Consider the following 15,369-nt stretch of genomic DNA (forward strand, 5'->3'; position numbering starts at 1 on the left):
TCCATGGCCGCATCGACCTTGGAAACCCGCGCGGACGCTACGGAAAATGCCGGGCCGGACGGGAGGCTTGACGATGAGAACAAAACATGAACATATGAGGCATCGACAGTCCGATATGGAGATAGCCATGACCGCCTATATCCGTGACGTTGCCGCCCTTGGCGCCCTGATGCTGTTCATCGCGATGGTGAGCCTCTGGTCCGATCTTCTCGTCAACATCGTCTGACCCGCGACGACCGGGGGAAAGGCGCCGATGCGATGGACAGGCGCGGCGCTGTGGACGTAAATCAGGCGGAAGAGGATCGCCTGATGAGTCATATCGCCCGGGACGTCGGATTTGTTCATCTGCGCGTCCACTCTGCCTATTCGCTGCTCGAAGGCGCGCTGCCGCTGAAGTCGCTGATCAAGCTGGCGGCGGCCGACAAGATGCCGGCGCTCGGACTGACCGACACGGGCAATCTGTTCGGCGCGCTCGAATTCTCGGAGAAGACGGTCGAGGTCGGCATCCAGCCGATCATCGGCTGCCAGGTCTCGGTTCTGTTCGACGACGGCTTCGAGCCGTCGCGCCGTCCGGTGCCGGGCCAGAAGAATCTCTCCGACCTCGTCATGATCGCGGCCAACGAGGCCGGATACTGGAACCTCGTCCGCCTCGTCTCGCGCGCCTTCATGGAGACGGATCCAGGCGACAAGCCGCATATCAAGTTCACCGATCTGGAAGAGACGCATTCCGGCCTTATCGTGCTGACCGGCGGCGGCAACGGGCCGCTTGACCAGGCGATCCGGATCGGGCAGGGCGGCTTTGCCGAAAAGCGGATCGAGCGCATGGCCGGCCTGCTCGGCGACCGGCTTTATGTCGAGTTGCAGCGCCATCACGCGATCGAGGAGCAGCGCGCCGAGCCGGAGCTGATCGATCTCGCCTATCGCCATGGCCTGCCGCTGGTCGCGACCAACGAGGCGTTCTTCCCGAAGCGCGGCGACTACGAGGCGCATGACGCGCTGATCGCGATCGCCGAGGGTTCGGTGGTGGCGGAGGAGAACCGCCGGCGCCTGACGGCGGAGCACTATTTCAAGTCGCGCGCCGAGATGGTCGAGCTGTTCGCCGACCTGCCGGAAGCAACGGACAATTCGGTCGAGATCGCACTTCGTTGTTCCTACCGGCCGACCAAGCGCAAGCCGATCCTGCCGCGCTTCGCCGGCGCCGATGCCGACGCGGAGGAGGCGGAGCGCGCCGAGGTCAAGGCGCTGCGCGATCTCGCGACCTCCGGCCTCGAGAAGCGGCTGGCCTTCCATGGCCTCGCCCCGGGCCTGACCGACAAGGAATACTGGGACCGGCTGGAGTTCGAGCTCTCGATCATCGAGCGCATGAAGTTCCCCGGTTACTTCCTGATCGTCGCGGACTTCATCCAGTGGGCGAAGTCGCAGGGCATTCCCGTCGGTCCGGGCCGCGGCTCCGGCGCGGGCTCGCTCGTCGCCTGGGCGTTGACCATCACCGACCTCGACCCGATGCGGTTCGCGCTGCTGTTCGAGCGCTTCCTCAATCCCGAACGCGTCTCGATGCCGGACTTCGACATCGACTTCTGCCAGGACCGCCGCGGCGAGGTCATCGACTACGTTCAGCAGAAATACGGCGCCGCCCAGGTGGCGCAGATCATCACCTTCGGAACGCTGCAGGCGCGCGCCGTGCTGCGTGACGTCGGCCGCGTGCTGCAGATGCCCTATGGTCAGGTCGACCGTCTCTGCAAGATGGTGCCGCAGAACCCGGCCAACCCGGTGTCGCTGGCGCAGGCGCTGATCGACGAGCCGCGCCTGCGCGAGGCGCGCGACGAGGACCCGACCGTCGCGCAGCTGCTCGACATGGCGCAGAAGCTCGAGGGGCTCTATCGCCACGCCTCGACGCACGCCGCCGGCATCGTGATCGGCGACCGGCGCCTCGACGCGCTGGTGCCGCTCTATCGCGACCCGCGCTCGACCATGCCTGTCACCCAATTCAACATGAAGTGGGTCGAGAGCGCCGGCCTGGTGAAGTTCGACTTCCTCGGCCTGAAGACGCTGACGGTGCTGGAGACGGCGGTGAAGCTGATCGCCAAGCGCGGCATCACCGTCGACCTTGCCGCGATCCCGCTCGACGACAAGGTATCCTACGAGATGCTGGCGCGCGGCGAGACGGTCGGCGTGTTCCAACTGGAAAGCCAGGGCATGCGCAAGGCCCTGATGGGCATGCGGCCGGACCGGTTCGAGGACATCATCGCGCTGGTGGCGCTCTATCGCCCGGGCCCGATGGACAACATCCCGACCTACAACGCCCGCAAGCATGGCGAGGAAGAGCCGGACTACTACCATCCGCTGATCGAGGTGGTGCTGAAGGAGACGCACGGCGTCGTCATCTACCAGGAACAGGTGATGCAGATCGCGCAGATCCTGTCCGGCTATTCGCTCGGCGAAGCCGACATGCTGCGCCGCGCCATGGGCAAGAAGATCAAGGCGGAGATGGACGCCCAGCGCGACCGCTTCGTCGACGGCGCCATCAAGCAGGGCCTGACCAAGGACCACGCCAACTCGATCTTCGACATGCTGGCGAAGTTCGCCGACTACGGCTTCAACAAGAGCCACGCGGCGGCCTATGCCCTCGTTGCCTACCAGACCGCCTATCTCAAGGCGAACTATCCGGTCGAGTTCCTCGCCGCGTCGATGACGCTCGACATGGGCAATACCGAGAAGCTGAACGATTTCCGTCGCGAGGCGATGCGCCTCGGCTTCGCCGTCGAGTTGCCGTCGGTCAATCGCTCCGGCGCCGTCTTCGACGTCGAGCAAGGTCGCATCCTTTATTCGCTGGCCGCCATCAAGGGTGTCGGCAGCCAGGCGGTCGAGCATCTGGTCGAGAGCCGGGGCGATCGGCCGTTCCGCGATCTCGCCGATTTCGCCGCCCGCATCAATCCGCGCATCCTGAACAAGCGCACGCTGGAAAGCCTGATCTGCGCCGGCGCGCTCGACACGCTCAACCCGGACCGCGCCCGTGTCATGGCCGGCATCGAGCGGATCATGGCGATCGGCAACCGCGTGGTCGAAGGCACGGCGATCGGCCAGGACGATTTCTTCGGCGCCGGCGGCGGCGGGGAGGGCGGCGCGCTGACGTTGCCGTTCGTCGATCCGTGGATGCCCTCGGAGCGGCTGCAGCGCGAGCATGCGGTGGTCGGCTTCTACCTGAGCGCCCATCCGCTCGACGAATACGCGCCGATCCTGAAGCGGATGCGCGTGCAGACCTGGGCCGAGTTTTCCGAGGCCGTGCGCCTCGGTTCGGCTGCTGGTCGCCTCGCCGGTACGGTCACGACGAGGCAGGAGCGCAAGACCAAGTCCGGCAACAAGATGGGCATCGTCCAGTTCTCGGACCCGACCGGCCAGTTCGAGGCGATCATGTTCTCGGAAGCGCTGAACGAGTTCCGCGACAAGCTGGAGCCCGGCCAGTCGGTGATCGTCCAGGTCGCCGCCGAAGACCGGCCGGAGGGCATCAGCGTCCGCATCATCTCGGTGAAGCCGCTCGACCAGATGACGACCGGCCTGAAGGCGCTCCGCATCTTCATGCGCGGCGAGGAGCCGTTGCGAAGCATCGAGCGCCATCTGGCGCGTGGCAAGGGCGACGGCGACGTCAGCCTTGTGCTGATGCTGGACAAGGGGCAGCGCGAGGTCGAGGTGCAGCTGCCCGGCCGCTACCTGCTATCACCGCAGATCGCCGGCGCGCTCCGCGCGGTCAGCGGCGTGGTGCAGGTGGAGCTGGTTTAGGCGAGGGGCGTCCTTCGCCCTGTCTTGTTGCCGCAACCCGCTCGCCGTCATCCCGTGCTCCGACGGGATCCATTCAGCCGGGGAACCGGGAGGTTCGGATCGGCCCGTGCGAAATTCGCTGGACGTTGGCGGCTGATGCATGGATTCCTGCTTTCGCAGGAATGACGGCTTCGGGTGCCAATTCGCCGGATTGCAAGACCCTCACCCAACCCTCTCCCGCAAGCGGGCGAGGGCTCTTTGGCGGTGATGTTCCGGCACGGAGACTGGGCACCGTCGGTTCGGTATCCTGCGCGCCGTCGGCCCCCTCTCCCGCGCGCGGGAGAGGGTTGGGGTGAGGGGCTTCTCCAAATCCGGGCTCGCGCTGCCCCGGCCCGAAAATCGAGCTGGCGCAGAACCGGCGCGGGAAGCTGGCGGTTGCGGCAACCGATCCCCACCTTGTGTTCCGTCGACGCAGCGAATCCCTTGCGCTTCGGCCGATCGCCCCCTATAAGGCGCGCATTCCACACGTGGGGCTCGGGCTCCGGCGGCGAACAGCCATTCGACCGACGGAACCCACCGGTGTCGCGAACGCGGCTTTCCCCACGGAGGTTGAACCGGTAAAAGGAGATAGGGCTATGGCTCTTCCGGATTTCTCGATGCGTCAGCTGCTTGAGGCTGGCGTCCACTTCGGCCACCAGAAGCACCGCTGGAACCCGAAGATGGCCCCGTACCTGTACGGCGTCCGCAACAACATCCACATCATCGACCTGGCCCAGACCGTGCCGATGCTGCACCGCGCCCTTCAGGCGGTCAGCGACACCGTCGCCGGCGGTGGCCGCGTCCTGTTCGTCGGCACCAAGCGCCAGGCTTCCGAGCCGGTCGCCTCGGCTGCCAAGCGCTGCGCGCAGTACTACGTCAACTCGCGCTGGCTCGGCGGCATGCTGACCAACTGGAAGACGATCTCGAACTCGATCCAGCGCCTGCGCCACCTCGACGAGCTGCTCGGCTCGGACGTGCAGGGCCTGACCAAGAAGGAGCGTCTGACGCTGTCGCGCGAGCGTGACAAGCTCGAGAACGCCCTCGGCGGTATCAAGGACATGGGCGGCATCCCGGACCTCCTGTTCGTCATCGACACGAACAAGGAAGCCCTGGCGATCCAGGAAGCCCGTCGCCTGAACATCCCGGTCGCGGCGATCATCGATTCGAACTCGGATCCCGATGGCATCACCTACCCGATCCCCGGCAACGACGACGCCGGTCGCGCCCTGACGCTCTACGGCGACCTCGTCGCCCGCGCCGCGCTCGACGGCATCATGCGCGCCTCGGGCGGCGCCGGCATCGACCTCGGCGCCCAGGACGAAGTCTACGAAGAGGCGCTCGGCGAGGAAGCCTCGGCCGAGACCGCCGCCTAAGTCACGCCGTCGTCACGCAGATCTGCGTGATGTTGGAAACGAAGACACAGTCAGCCGGGCGTTCTGCCCGGCTGTTCGTTAGAAAAACGAGAAAACGAGGCAGACGATGACCATTTCCGCTTCGATGGTGAAGGACCTGCGCGAGAAGACCGGCGCGGGCATGATGGATTGCAAGGCGGCGCTGATCGAGAACAACGGCGACGTCGAGGCTGCGATCGACTGGCTGCGGACCAAGGGTCTCGCCAAGGCTGCCAAGAAGGCCGGTCGCGTCGCGGCTGAAGGTCTGGTCGGCGTGGCTGCTTCGGGCGCCAAGGCGGTTGTCGTCGAGGTCAACTCCGAGACCGACTTCGTCGCCCGCAACGCCGAGTTCCAGCAGGTCGTGCAGAACGTCGCCCAGGCGGCGCTCGCCACCGATGGCGCGGTCGCCTCGGTCGCGGCTGCGAACTTCCCGGGCTCCGACAAGACCGTCGAGGCCGCGATCACCACCGCTGTCGCCACGATCGGCGAGCACATGGGCCTGCGCCGTTCGGCCGCCGTCGAGGTGACCGATGGCGTCGTCGCCAGCTATGTCCACTCGGCCGTCGCTCCGAACCTCGGCAAGATCGGCGTCCTCGTCGGCCTGCAGTCGACCGGCGACAAGGACAAGCTGCTGGCGCTCGGCCGCCAGGTCGCGATGCACATCGCCGCCACCAACCCGCTCGCCGTTCGCAGCGAAGAGCTGGACGCCGACGTCGTGGCGCGTGAGCGCGCCGTCTACGCCGAGCAGGCTCGCGAGTCCGGCAAGCCGGAAGCCATCATCGAGAAGATGGTCGAGGGCCGCGTCCGCAAGTTCTACGAGGAAGTCGTTCTTCTCTCGCAGGCTTTCGTGATCAACCCCGACCTGACCGTCGAGAAGGCCCTCAAGGCCGCCGAGGCGGATGTCGGCGCGCCGATCGAGCTGACCACCTTCGTCTCCTTCCGCCTCGGCGAAGGCGTCGAGAAGGAAGAGTCGGATTTCGCGGCCGAAGTCGCCGCCGCGGCCGGCACGAAATAATTCGGGGAACATCCGTTCCTTTCCGAGAAAAGACAGGGCGCCGGATGACATCCCGGCGCCCTTCGTGTATCCGAAGGCGCCTTTCATAAAGCGAAGAGGAAACAAGCATGGCGGAGTCGGTCCGTTTTCGACGTGTCCTCCTCAAGGTCTCTGGCGAAGCGCTTCTCGGTGATCAGCCCTTCGGTATCGATGAAAAGGTCATCGACCGGATCGCGGGAGAAGTCGGCCAGGCGGTCGATCTGGGCGTCGAGGTCGGCCTCGTCGTCGGCGGCGGCAATATTTTCCGCGGCATGACCATCGCCAAGGCGGGCGGCAATCGCGTCGCCGGCGACCACATGGGCATGCTGGCGACGGTGATGAACGCGATCGGCATGCACGAGGCGCTGGAGCGCCGCGGCATTTCTTCCCGCGTGTTCTCGGCCGTGCCGATGCCGACCATCTGCGAGACGTTCAGCCAGCAGCGCGCAGAGCGGGCGCTGAAGCGCTCCAAGGTCGTGCTGTTCGCCGGCGGCACCGGCAACCCGTTCTTCACGACGGATTCGGGCGCGGCGCTGCGCGCGGCCGAAATGGGCTGCGAAGCGCTGTTCAAGGGCACGAACGTGGACGGCATCTACTCCGCCGATCCGCGCAAGGACCCGAACGCCGTCCGTTTCGACACGATCAGCCATGCGGAGGTGCTGGCGCGCGGCCTGCAGGTCATGGACACGGCGGCCGTGGCGCTGGCCCGTGACAACGGCATTCCGCTTGTCGTATTTTCGATCCAGGAACCCAACGCGTTTGTCGATATTCTGCGCGGCCAGGGCCGCGCCACGATTGTCGCTGACGAGTGATGCGCGCAGCGGTAAGCTCCGCGCGCGCCAGCCTTAAGAGGATGCCATGAACTTGGACGACCTGAAACGCCGCATGGACGGCGCTATCTCGGTCCTCAGGACCGAGCTTGCCGGCCTTCGCACCGGTCGCGCTTCGTCGGGAATGCTCGATCCGATCATGGTCAATGCCTATGGCTCGCATATGCCGATCACCCAGCTTGCCACGATCAGCGTGCCGGAGCCGCGCCTGATCATGGTGCAGGTCTGGGATCGCGCCACCGCGGGCGCCGTCGAGAAGGCGATCCGCGAGTCGAGCCTCGGCCTGAACCCGGTCGTCGAAGGACAGGTGTTCCGCATTCCGATTCCCGAGCTCAACGCCGAGCGCCGCCAGGAATTCGTCAAAGTCGCGCATAAATATGCCGAAGCCGCCCGCATCTCGGTCCGCCATGTCCGTCGCGACGGCATTGACGGTCTGAAGAAGAGCGAGAAGGACGGCATGAGCGAGGACGAGAGCCGCAAGCTCTCCGAAAAGGTCCAGAAGCTCACCGACGACACCATCGCCGAGATCGACGCGATCCTCGCGGCGAAGGAAGCGGAGATCACCCAGATCTGAGCGAGGGCGGGGCAGCCATGAACTCGAATGCCGACGATTCGGGCGCCGAGCTGCTGGTGGACGCTCCTGGCGTGGCATCGGTCGGGCTGAGCGTGCCCCGGCACGTTGCCATCATCATGGATGGCAACGGTCGCTGGGCGCAGGGCCGTGGCCTGACCCGCACCGAAGGCCATCGCCGCGGCATGGAGGCGGTTCGCGCCGCGGTCGAGACGTCGCGCGAGCTCGGCGTCTCGCACCTGACTCTGTTCAGCTTCTCGTCGGAAAACTGGTCGCGCCCGCCGCTCGAGATCCAGTTCCTGTTCGGCCTGCTGCGGCTGTTCATCCAGCGCGACCTCGCCGACCTGCACCGCAATGGCGTGCGGGTGACCGTCATCGGCGACCGGGTGAAGCTGTCGGCCGATATCCGCTCGCTGCTCGATCAGGCCGAGAAGCTGACCAAGGACAACACCGGCCTTCGCCTGGTCATCGCGTTCAACTATGGCGCGCGCGACGAGATCACCCGCGCCGTGCGCCGCATCGGCGCCGACGTTGCCGCGGGGAAGCTCGCGCCGGAGGCGATCGACGAGAACACGATCCGCGCCCATCTCGACACGGCCGATATGCCGGATCCGGATCTCGTCATCCGCACCAGCGGCGAAATGCGGCTTTCGAATTTCCTGCTCTGGCAGGCGGCCTATGCCGAGCTCGTCTTCCTGCCGGCCTACTGGCCCGATTTCGACCGCGCGGCCTATCTGCAGGCGGTCGAGGAGTATTCGCGCCGCACGCGGCGCTTTGGCGGAATTGCCGCCCGGAGGAGCGGTTGAAATCCCTGGATCCCGTGGGCCCGCCCGCGAATGACGACGGCAGGCCCCGCCGAAGCGACCTGATGCTTCGGTTCTGGTCCGCCGTGGTGCTCGTGCCGCTGGCGCTCGCCGTCACCTGGTGGGGCGGTCTGCCCGCCTATCTGCTAGTGGCGCTCGTCTCCGCGATCGTCTTCGCCGAATGGGCGAACATCATCGGTCGGTCGCCGCGCCTCCTGCCTTCCACGCCCGATGTCTCGATCGGCGTCGCCTTCGTCGCGCTGTCGGCGATCGTCGCCGGCATGCAGGGCCTGGTCACGGGCCTCGCCGTGCTGGTTGCCGGCATGGTCGGCGTTGCGTTGATCTCGCGCTCGGCCTGGCTCGCCGCCGGCGTCGCCTATTCCGGCCTGCTCGGCGTCTGCCTCGCGGCGCTGCGTGGCGAGGATGCGGCAGGCCTCGCTTCCGTGGTCGTGCTGCTGGTGCTCGTCTGGGCGACGGACAGCTTCGCCTATTTCGCCGGCCGCACGCTTGGCGGGCCGAAGCTCTGGCCGCGCGTCTCGCCGAAGAAGACGTGGTCGGGCTCGATCGGCGGCCTTGTCGGCGGCGTCGTGCTGGCCGCGCTGGCCGCCTGGCTGTTCGGCGTCCGGATCGGCCCGCTGCTGCTTCTGTGCCTGGCGGTGCTCTCGATCGTCTCGCAGGCCGGCGATCTGTTCGAATCGGCCATCAAGCGCCACTTCGACAAGAAGGATTCCGGCTGCATCATTCCCGGCCATGGCGGCATGATGGACCGGGTCGACGGCCTGATCTTCGCCGCCATCGGCGCCGCCCTGATCGGCGCCTTGAATGGCGACCACCATATCGGCCAGGGATTGCTTTCATGGTGAGAAGCCCGGCGCAGCCGGAGGGACGGACGCGGACCGACAAGGCGCGCCGCACCCTGTCGATCTTCGGCGCCACCGGTTCGATTGGCGTCAGCACGGCCGATGTCGTGCTGCAGCACCGCGATTCCTTCGACATCGAGGTCGTGACGGCGCAGAGTCGCGCCGAGGAACTGGCCGAGACCGCCATCCGCCTTGGTGCGAAGCATGCCGTGATCGGCGATCCCGACCGGCTCGAAGTGCTGCGCGCGCGCCTCGCCGGGACGGGCATCGGCGTCGCCGCCGGCCCGGCCGCGATCGTCGAGGCGGCGTCGCGCCCGGTCGATCTTGCCGTTGCAGCCATCGTCGGCGCCGCAGGGCTGGAGCCGACATTGGCGGCGATCGATGCCGGCGCCGATATCGCGCTCGCCAACAAGGAATGCATGGTCTGCGCCGGCGGCCTGTTCAATCGCCGCGCCGCGGCGGCTTCGGTTCGCGTGCTGCCGGTCGATTCGGAGCATGACGCGATCTTCCAGTCGCTGGAGGCGAACAATCTCCACGCTGTCGAGCGCATCACCATCACCGCTTCCGGCGGCCCGTTCCGCACCGCGACGCTGGACGAGATGCGCCGCGCCACGCCGGCAGAGGCGCTGAAGCACCCGCGCTGGGCGATGGGGCCGAAGATCTCGATCGATTCGGCGACGATGATGAACAAGGGCCTCGAACTGATCGAGGCGCACCATCTGTTCGATATCGGATCGGCCCGGCTCGACGTGCTGGTGCATCCGCAGTCGATCGTGCACGGCTTCGTCACCTATTCCGACGGATCGGTCGTCGCCCAGCTCGGCGTCGCCGACATGCGGATCCCGATCTCGCATTGCTTGAACTGGCCGCGCCGGGTCGAAACGGCAACACCGCGGCTCGATCTCGCCACGGTGGGCACGCTTTCCTTCGAAAAGCCGGATTTGCAGCGTTTTCCGGCATTGCGGGTGGCGCGGACGGCGCTGGAAAACGGCGACTGGGCCACCAATATTCTGAATGCCGCCAATGAGGTCGCCGTTCAGGCGTTTCTCGATGGGGCGATCGGGTATCTCGAGATCGCGGCGACGGTCGAGGCTGTGCTTGACGTTGCGACCGGGACCGTCGGCGGAACGGAGCTCGACACGCTCGAGGCCGTTCTGACGCTCGATCGCGAAGGGCGGCGTCTCGCCGCCGAACGAATTGACTCCCGAGGACGGCGCGCCGGCTGACGCGCTGACCGCGGAAGCGGAAAGGTGAAGTGAGGAATGGACGTTCTGGCTCCCTTGGGACATTTCGGATCGAGCACGCTCGGCTACCTGATTCCGTTCCTCTTCGTTTTGACCATCGTCGTGTTCTTTCACGAGCTCGGTCATTTTCTCGTCGCCCGCTGGTGCGGCGTGCGCGTCAAGGCCTTCTCCATCGGCTTCGGCCCGGAGCTGATCGGCTTCAATGACCGTCGCGGCACGCGCTGGAAGATCTCCGCCATTCCGCTCGGCGGCTATGTGAAGTTCCTGGGCGACGAGGACGCGGCCAGCACGCCGAGCCGCGCAACCATCGACCGCATGTCGGAGGAGGACCGCAAGGACACCTTCTTCGCCAAGAATGTCTGGCAGCGCGCCGCGATCGTCGCCGCCGGTCCGATCGCCAACTTCATCCTCGCCATCGTCATCTTCGCCGGCATCTTCACGGTCTATGGCCGGGAGGTGACGAGCGCCCGCGTCGACCAGATCGTCTCCGGCGGCGCCGCCGAAGCGGCAGGCTTCAAGGTCGGCGACCTCGTCCTCTCGATCGATGGCAGCCCGATTTCGTCCTTCAACGACCTGCAGCGCATCGTCAGCGCCAGCGCCGACGAGACGCTTTCGATTCGCGTCGAGCGGGACGGCGGCGAGGTGACCCTCCAGGCGACGCCACAGCGGCGCGAGGTCACCGACCGCTTTGGCAATGTCCACAAGATTGGCCAGCTCGGACTCTCGCGCAGCGCGAGCGGCGGCGACGTCAAGCTCGAGCGATTCTCCCCGCCCGAGGCCATCTGGCAGGGCGCGAAGGAAACGTGGTTCATCGTCGAGCGCACCTTTGACTATATCGGCGGCATCTTTACCGGCCGCGAGTCGACCGAGGAACTGGGCGGCCCGATTCGCGTGGCGCAGGTTTCGGGGCAGGTGGCGACGCTCGGCGTGGTCGCGCTGATCAATCTGGCCGCGATCCTCTCGGTTTCGATTGGCCTGCTCAATCTCTTCCCCGTGCCGATGCTCGATGGCGGGCACCTGCTGTTCTATTTCTTCGAGATCGTCCGCGGCCGGCCGCTCAGCGAGCGCGCGCAGGACATTGGCTTCCGCATCGGCCTCGCCGCCGTGCTCATGCTGATGATCTTCACAACCTGGAACGATATCATCCACTTGAGCTCTCTTTGAGCCAGCGTGGCGCGTTGGCAACGGACGGTTAAATTCCGTTGTGGCACTATGGGGCTCGGCTTGCGAACGGTTCGGGCGCATGCCACAAAGCTGCAGTTGATCAGTCCGGTACGAATCCCGTCTCGGGGCTCGAGCCTAGGAAGTCAGAATAGAGCAGGGCGTTTGAACCCAATGAATTCCTTCAAGACTTTCACGCGGGGAGCGGCCCGTGCCGCGGTCATGACTGTGGCCGTGCCGGCGCTCGCCGCGCAGATGTCCGTCATTGGGGCAACGCAAGCCCACGCTGACGTCGTGCGCAACATCGTCGTGCAGGGCAACTCGCGCGTCGATCCGGAGACGGTCCGGAACTATCTGACGATCGAGCCCGGCCGGAACTTCGGCGCTGCCGAGATCAACGAATCGGTCAAGGCGCTCTACGCGACTGGCCTGTTCTCGGACGTGAAGATCAACCGCCAGGGCAACACGCTGGTGGTTCACGTCAAGGAAAACAACATAGTCGGCACCGTCCGTTTCCAGGGCAACAAGAAGCTCAAGAAGGACATGCTGCAGCCGATCATCGAGACCAAGTCTCGCGGCGTGCTGACGCAGGAGAAGCTCGACGGTGACGTGGAGCGGATCAAGGAAGCCTATCGCCGCAATGGCCGTTCGGAAGCCGGTGTCACCGTGCAGACGACGCCGCGCGACAACGGCCGCATCGACGTCACCTTCGTCATCAACGAAGGCACGCGCACCGGTATCTCCAGCATCAACTTCGTCGGCAACAAGGCGTTCTCGAACAGCCGCCTGCGCGACGTGATGACGACCAAGCGGACGAACATCACCAGCTGGCTGTCGAAGCGCGACACGTTTGACGAAGCGCGCTTCCAGTCCGACCAGGAACTGATTCGCCGCCTCTACCTGCGCAACGGCTTCGCCGACTTCCGCATCGTTTCGGCGGAAGCGAATTTCGACGAGGCGACCAACCGCTACAATCTGGTGATCACCCTCGACGAAGGCCCGCGCTACCGCTTCGGCACGGTCAACGTCGACTCGTCGATCCCGGAAGTCGACGCCGCCAACCTCAAGGGTCTCGTCCGCACCCGCGAAGGCAAGGTGTTCAACGCGACCCTGGTCGAGCGCACCACGGAAGACCTGAACACGGCGATCGCCCGCAAGGGTTACTCCTTTGCGCAGATCCGTCCGCGCGGCGACCGCAACTACGAGAACCACACGATCGATCTCACCTATCTGATCGATGAGGGTCCGCGTCTTTATGTCGAGCGCATCAATGTGCGCGGCAACACCCGTACGCGTGACTACGTCATTCGTCGCGAGTTCGATCTGTCCGAAGGCGATGCGTACAACCGCGTCATCGTCGACAAGGCGGAGCGCCGCCTGAAGAACCTCGGCTACTTCAAGACCGTTTCGGTCACGACGCAGCCGGGCAGCGCGCCCGACAAGGTCGTCATCGACGTGCAGGTCGAAGATCAGTCGACTGGTTCGTTCCAGGTCGGCGGCGGCTACACCACCGACCAGGGCGGCGGCTTCATCGCCTCGGTGTCGATGACCGAAAAGAACTTCCTCGGTCGCGGCCAGTACCTGAAGGTCTCGGTCGGCGGCGGCGTGGATGACCGTACGGTCAATCTGTCGTTCACCGAGCCGTACTTCCTCGGTCGCCGCATGTCGCTCGGCTTCGACGTGTTCTACAACCAGGCCAAGGATACGGACTTCCGTCCGTACAACATGGACAGCTGGGGTGGTACGCTGCGTCTCGGCCTGCCGATCACCGACGACTTCAACGTCCAGTTCAACTACAAGCTCGTCCAGCGCGACGTCACGTCGTATGGCAGCAACTACGAGAGCGACATCCTCCTGCCGCCGGCTGGCTCGGGCGTTCTTCCGGCTCTCTACCCGCTCGGATCGACCATCAATTCGTCGCTCGGCTATCAGCTGACCTATTCGACGATCGACAACTTCCAGGACCCGCATGATGGCGTGTTCGTGAAGTTCGCGCAGGACTTCGCGGGTGTCGGCGGCGACGGCCAGTTCGTCCGCAGCGCCCTGGACGCGCGTATCTACAAGGAGCTGTGGCCGGATAGCGGCGTCATCGGCTTCCTGAAGGGCGGCGCCGGCAACATCACCGGCTTCGGCGGCAAGGACGTCGCGGTCCTCGATAACTTCTTCCGTGGCGGCGAGACGATCCGTGGCTTCCAGTCGTTCGGCTATGGCGGTCGTGTCCAGGGTAACGTCGATGACTACGCGATCGGCGGCAAGAACTACTGGAACGTGACGGCCGAAGCTCAGTTCCCGCTGCCGGCCTTCCCGGAAGAGTTCGGTCTGCGCGGCGCGGTCTTCGCCGACGCCGGCTCGCTGTGGGGCTATGACGGTCTCGAGGGTCTCGATGTTCAGGACAGCTCGCTGATCCGTTCGTCGGTCGGCGCCTCGATCATCTGGAACTCGCCGTTCGGTCTTCTGCGTGCCGATTTCGCCGAAGCTCTCACCAAGGCGGATTGGGACAAGACCCAGGTGTTCCGCTTCAGCGCTGGCACCCAGTTCTGATAGCCTCTATAGAGATCTGCAAGGCCGCCGGGTGAGCCGGCGGCCTTTCTATTTGTGGACACGCGCGGCATGACAGATCCCGTCTTTTTCGCTCCGTCAGGCCCGATCACACTCGATGACATCGTCGCCATGACGGGCGCGCGGATCGCCAACGGCGTCGAGGGCGGTCGGCTGATCCGGGGTGTCGCGCCGCTGGACCAGGCGCGCGCGTCCGACCTGACCTTCATCGACAATCCGCGCTATGTGCCGCGGCTGGCCGATACGCAGGCGGCCGCGTGCTTCTGTTCGCCGAAGCACAGCGTCGCCGTCCCGGCCGGCGTCGCGGCGCTTGAAGTCGCCAAGCCCTATGAAGCTTATGTCGCGGTGCAGGTGCGGCTCTATCCGACCGCGCTGCGGCCCGCGCTTGTCTTCGGTTCGGGCGTCTCGCCGGCGGCCCATGTGCACCCGACGGCTCGTCTCGAGGCCGGCGTGACGGTCGAGCCCGGCGCTGTCGTCGGCGAGGGCGCCGAGATTGGCTCAAACACGGTGATCGGACCCGGCGCGGTGATCGGCGCGGGCGTCCGCATTGGCCGCGACAGTTCGATCGCCGCTTCAACAACCATCACCAACGCATTGATTGGAAACAGGGTTGTCGTCCATCCCGGCGTCCGTATCGGCCAGGATGGCTTCGGCTATCTGATGAGCGGCCGTGGTCACTCCAAGGTGCCGCAGATCGGCCGGGTGGTGATCCAGGACGACGTTGAGATCGGCGCCAACACGACGATCGACCGCGGCGCGAATCGCGACACGGTGATCGGCGAGGGCACCAAGATCGACAATCTGGTCCAGATCGGACACAACGTGTCGATCGGACGCCATTGCGTGATCGTTTCCCAGGTCGGCATCTCCGGCAGCGCCACACTCGGCGATTTCGTCGTGCTCGGCGGTCAGGTCGGCGTGAACGGCCATGTGACGGTCGGGGCCGGTGCGCAGGTTGCGGCGACGGCGAGCGTCAAGGACGACCTGGCGGCCGGCGGCCGCTACGGCGGCGCGCCCGCGCGGCCGATCAAGGAATGGTATCGCGAGGAGGTCGCCATCCGGCGCCTCGCTCAGCGGGAAGTCAAAGCCGGACATAATAAGGATAGCCAGGGGGATTGAGCC

At 65.7% G+C, this 15,369-nt stretch carries 11 protein-coding genes; all 11 read left to right on the forward strand.

The annotated features are described in order from the left end of the window. Window positions 1–309: 309 nt before the first annotated feature. The 11 genes from dnaE to lpxD all read left to right on the forward strand — a co-directional run bounded on the left by dnaE (window position 310) and on the right by lpxD (window position 15,366). A complete protein-coding gene (gene dnaE, locus OSH07_RS18075) occupies window positions 310–3,777 on the forward strand; it encodes a DNA polymerase III subunit alpha (protein ID WP_266340079.1) in 3,468 nt (1,155 codons plus the stop codon). Window positions 3,778–4,391: 614 nt separating this feature from the next. After that, on the forward strand, window positions 4,392–5,168 hold the full coding sequence (rpsB, locus tag OSH07_RS18080; RefSeq protein ID WP_266340080.1) for a 30S ribosomal protein S2: 777 nt from the start codon (window positions 4,392–4,394) through the stop codon (window positions 5,166–5,168). Between the two features lie 106 nt (window positions 5,169–5,274). Then, window positions 5,275–6,201 carry a translation elongation factor Ts gene (gene tsf, locus OSH07_RS18085; protein ID WP_266340081.1) on the forward strand — a complete coding sequence of 309 codons (927 nt, stop codon included), beginning with the start codon at window positions 5,275–5,277 and terminating at the stop codon, window positions 6,199–6,201. Window positions 6,202–6,308: 107 nt separating this feature from the next. After that, the gene (pyrH, locus tag OSH07_RS18090) at window positions 6,309–7,031 is read left to right on the forward strand and encodes a UMP kinase (RefSeq protein ID WP_266340082.1); all 723 of its coding nucleotides are present in this window, start codon (window positions 6,309–6,311) and stop codon (window positions 7,029–7,031) included. 46 nt (window positions 7,032–7,077) lie between these two features. Continuing rightward, window positions 7,078–7,623 (forward strand): ribosome recycling factor, encoded by a 546-nt coding sequence (gene frr, locus OSH07_RS18095; RefSeq protein ID WP_266340083.1) that lies wholly within the window; start codon window positions 7,078–7,080, stop codon window positions 7,621–7,623. 17 nt (window positions 7,624–7,640) lie between these two features. Further along, on the forward strand, window positions 7,641–8,426 hold the full coding sequence (locus OSH07_RS18100; RefSeq protein ID WP_266340084.1) for an isoprenyl transferase: 786 nt from the start codon (window positions 7,641–7,643) through the stop codon (window positions 8,424–8,426). 62 nt (window positions 8,427–8,488) lie between these two features. Then, on the forward strand, window positions 8,489–9,286 hold the full coding sequence (locus OSH07_RS18105; RefSeq protein WP_266340085.1) for a phosphatidate cytidylyltransferase: 798 nt from the start codon (window positions 8,489–8,491) through the stop codon (window positions 9,284–9,286). Further along, on the forward strand, window positions 9,280–10,509 hold the full coding sequence (dxr, locus tag OSH07_RS18110; protein WP_266340086.1) for a 1-deoxy-D-xylulose-5-phosphate reductoisomerase: 1,230 nt from the start codon (window positions 9,280–9,282) through the stop codon (window positions 10,507–10,509). Before OSH07_RS18105 ends, dxr begins: the two co-directional genes overlap by 7 nt. Window positions 10,510–10,545: 36 nt before the next feature. After that, entirely contained in the window at window positions 10,546–11,691 is a 1,146-nt protein-coding gene (gene rseP, locus OSH07_RS18115; protein ID WP_266340087.1) for an RIP metalloprotease RseP, read from the forward strand. Window positions 11,692–11,910: 219 nt separating this feature from the next. Next, complete coding sequence (bamA, locus tag OSH07_RS18120; RefSeq protein WP_266340088.1) at window positions 11,911–14,229, forward strand: outer membrane protein assembly factor BamA; 2,319 nt, start codon at window positions 11,911–11,913, stop codon at window positions 14,227–14,229. Between the two features lie 69 nt (window positions 14,230–14,298). Then, window positions 14,299–15,366, forward strand: a complete 1,068-nt coding sequence (gene lpxD, locus OSH07_RS18125) for a UDP-3-O-(3-hydroxymyristoyl)glucosamine N-acyltransferase (protein WP_266340089.1) — start codon at window positions 14,299–14,301, stop codon at window positions 15,364–15,366. Window positions 15,367–15,369: the final 3 nt, after the last annotated feature.

It is taken from the genome of Kaistia nematophila (assembly GCF_026343855.1).
Taxonomy (GTDB): domain Bacteria; phylum Pseudomonadota; class Alphaproteobacteria; order Rhizobiales; family Kaistiaceae; genus Kaistia; species Kaistia nematophila.

Bases quoted from the DNA above. Each gene is read 5' to 3' on its own strand.
- dnaE (WP_266340079.1), top strand. From the start codon at position 310: ATGAGTCATATCGCCCGGGACGTCGGATTTGTTCATCTGCGCGTCCAC.
- rpsB (WP_266340080.1), top strand. From the start codon at position 4,392: ATGGCTCTTCCGGATTTCTCGATGCGTCAGCTGCTTGAGGCTGGCGTC.
- tsf (WP_266340081.1), top strand. From the start codon at position 5,275: ATGACCATTTCCGCTTCGATGGTGAAGGACCTGCGCGAGAAGACCGGC.
- pyrH (WP_266340082.1), top strand. From the start codon at position 6,309: ATGGCGGAGTCGGTCCGTTTTCGACGTGTCCTCCTCAAGGTCTCTGGC.
- frr (WP_266340083.1), top strand. From the start codon at position 7,078: ATGAACTTGGACGACCTGAAACGCCGCATGGACGGCGCTATCTCGGTC.
- OSH07_RS18100 (WP_266340084.1), top strand. From the start codon at position 7,641: ATGAACTCGAATGCCGACGATTCGGGCGCCGAGCTGCTGGTGGACGCT.
- OSH07_RS18105 (WP_266340085.1), top strand. From the start codon at position 8,489: ATGCTTCGGTTCTGGTCCGCCGTGGTGCTCGTGCCGCTGGCGCTCGCC.
- dxr (WP_266340086.1), top strand. From the start codon at position 9,280: ATGGTGAGAAGCCCGGCGCAGCCGGAGGGACGGACGCGGACCGACAAG.
- rseP (WP_266340087.1), top strand. From the start codon at position 10,546: ATGGACGTTCTGGCTCCCTTGGGACATTTCGGATCGAGCACGCTCGGC.
- bamA (WP_266340088.1), top strand. From the start codon at position 11,911: ATGACTGTGGCCGTGCCGGCGCTCGCCGCGCAGATGTCCGTCATTGGG.
- lpxD (WP_266340089.1), top strand. From the start codon at position 14,299: ATGACAGATCCCGTCTTTTTCGCTCCGTCAGGCCCGATCACACTCGAT.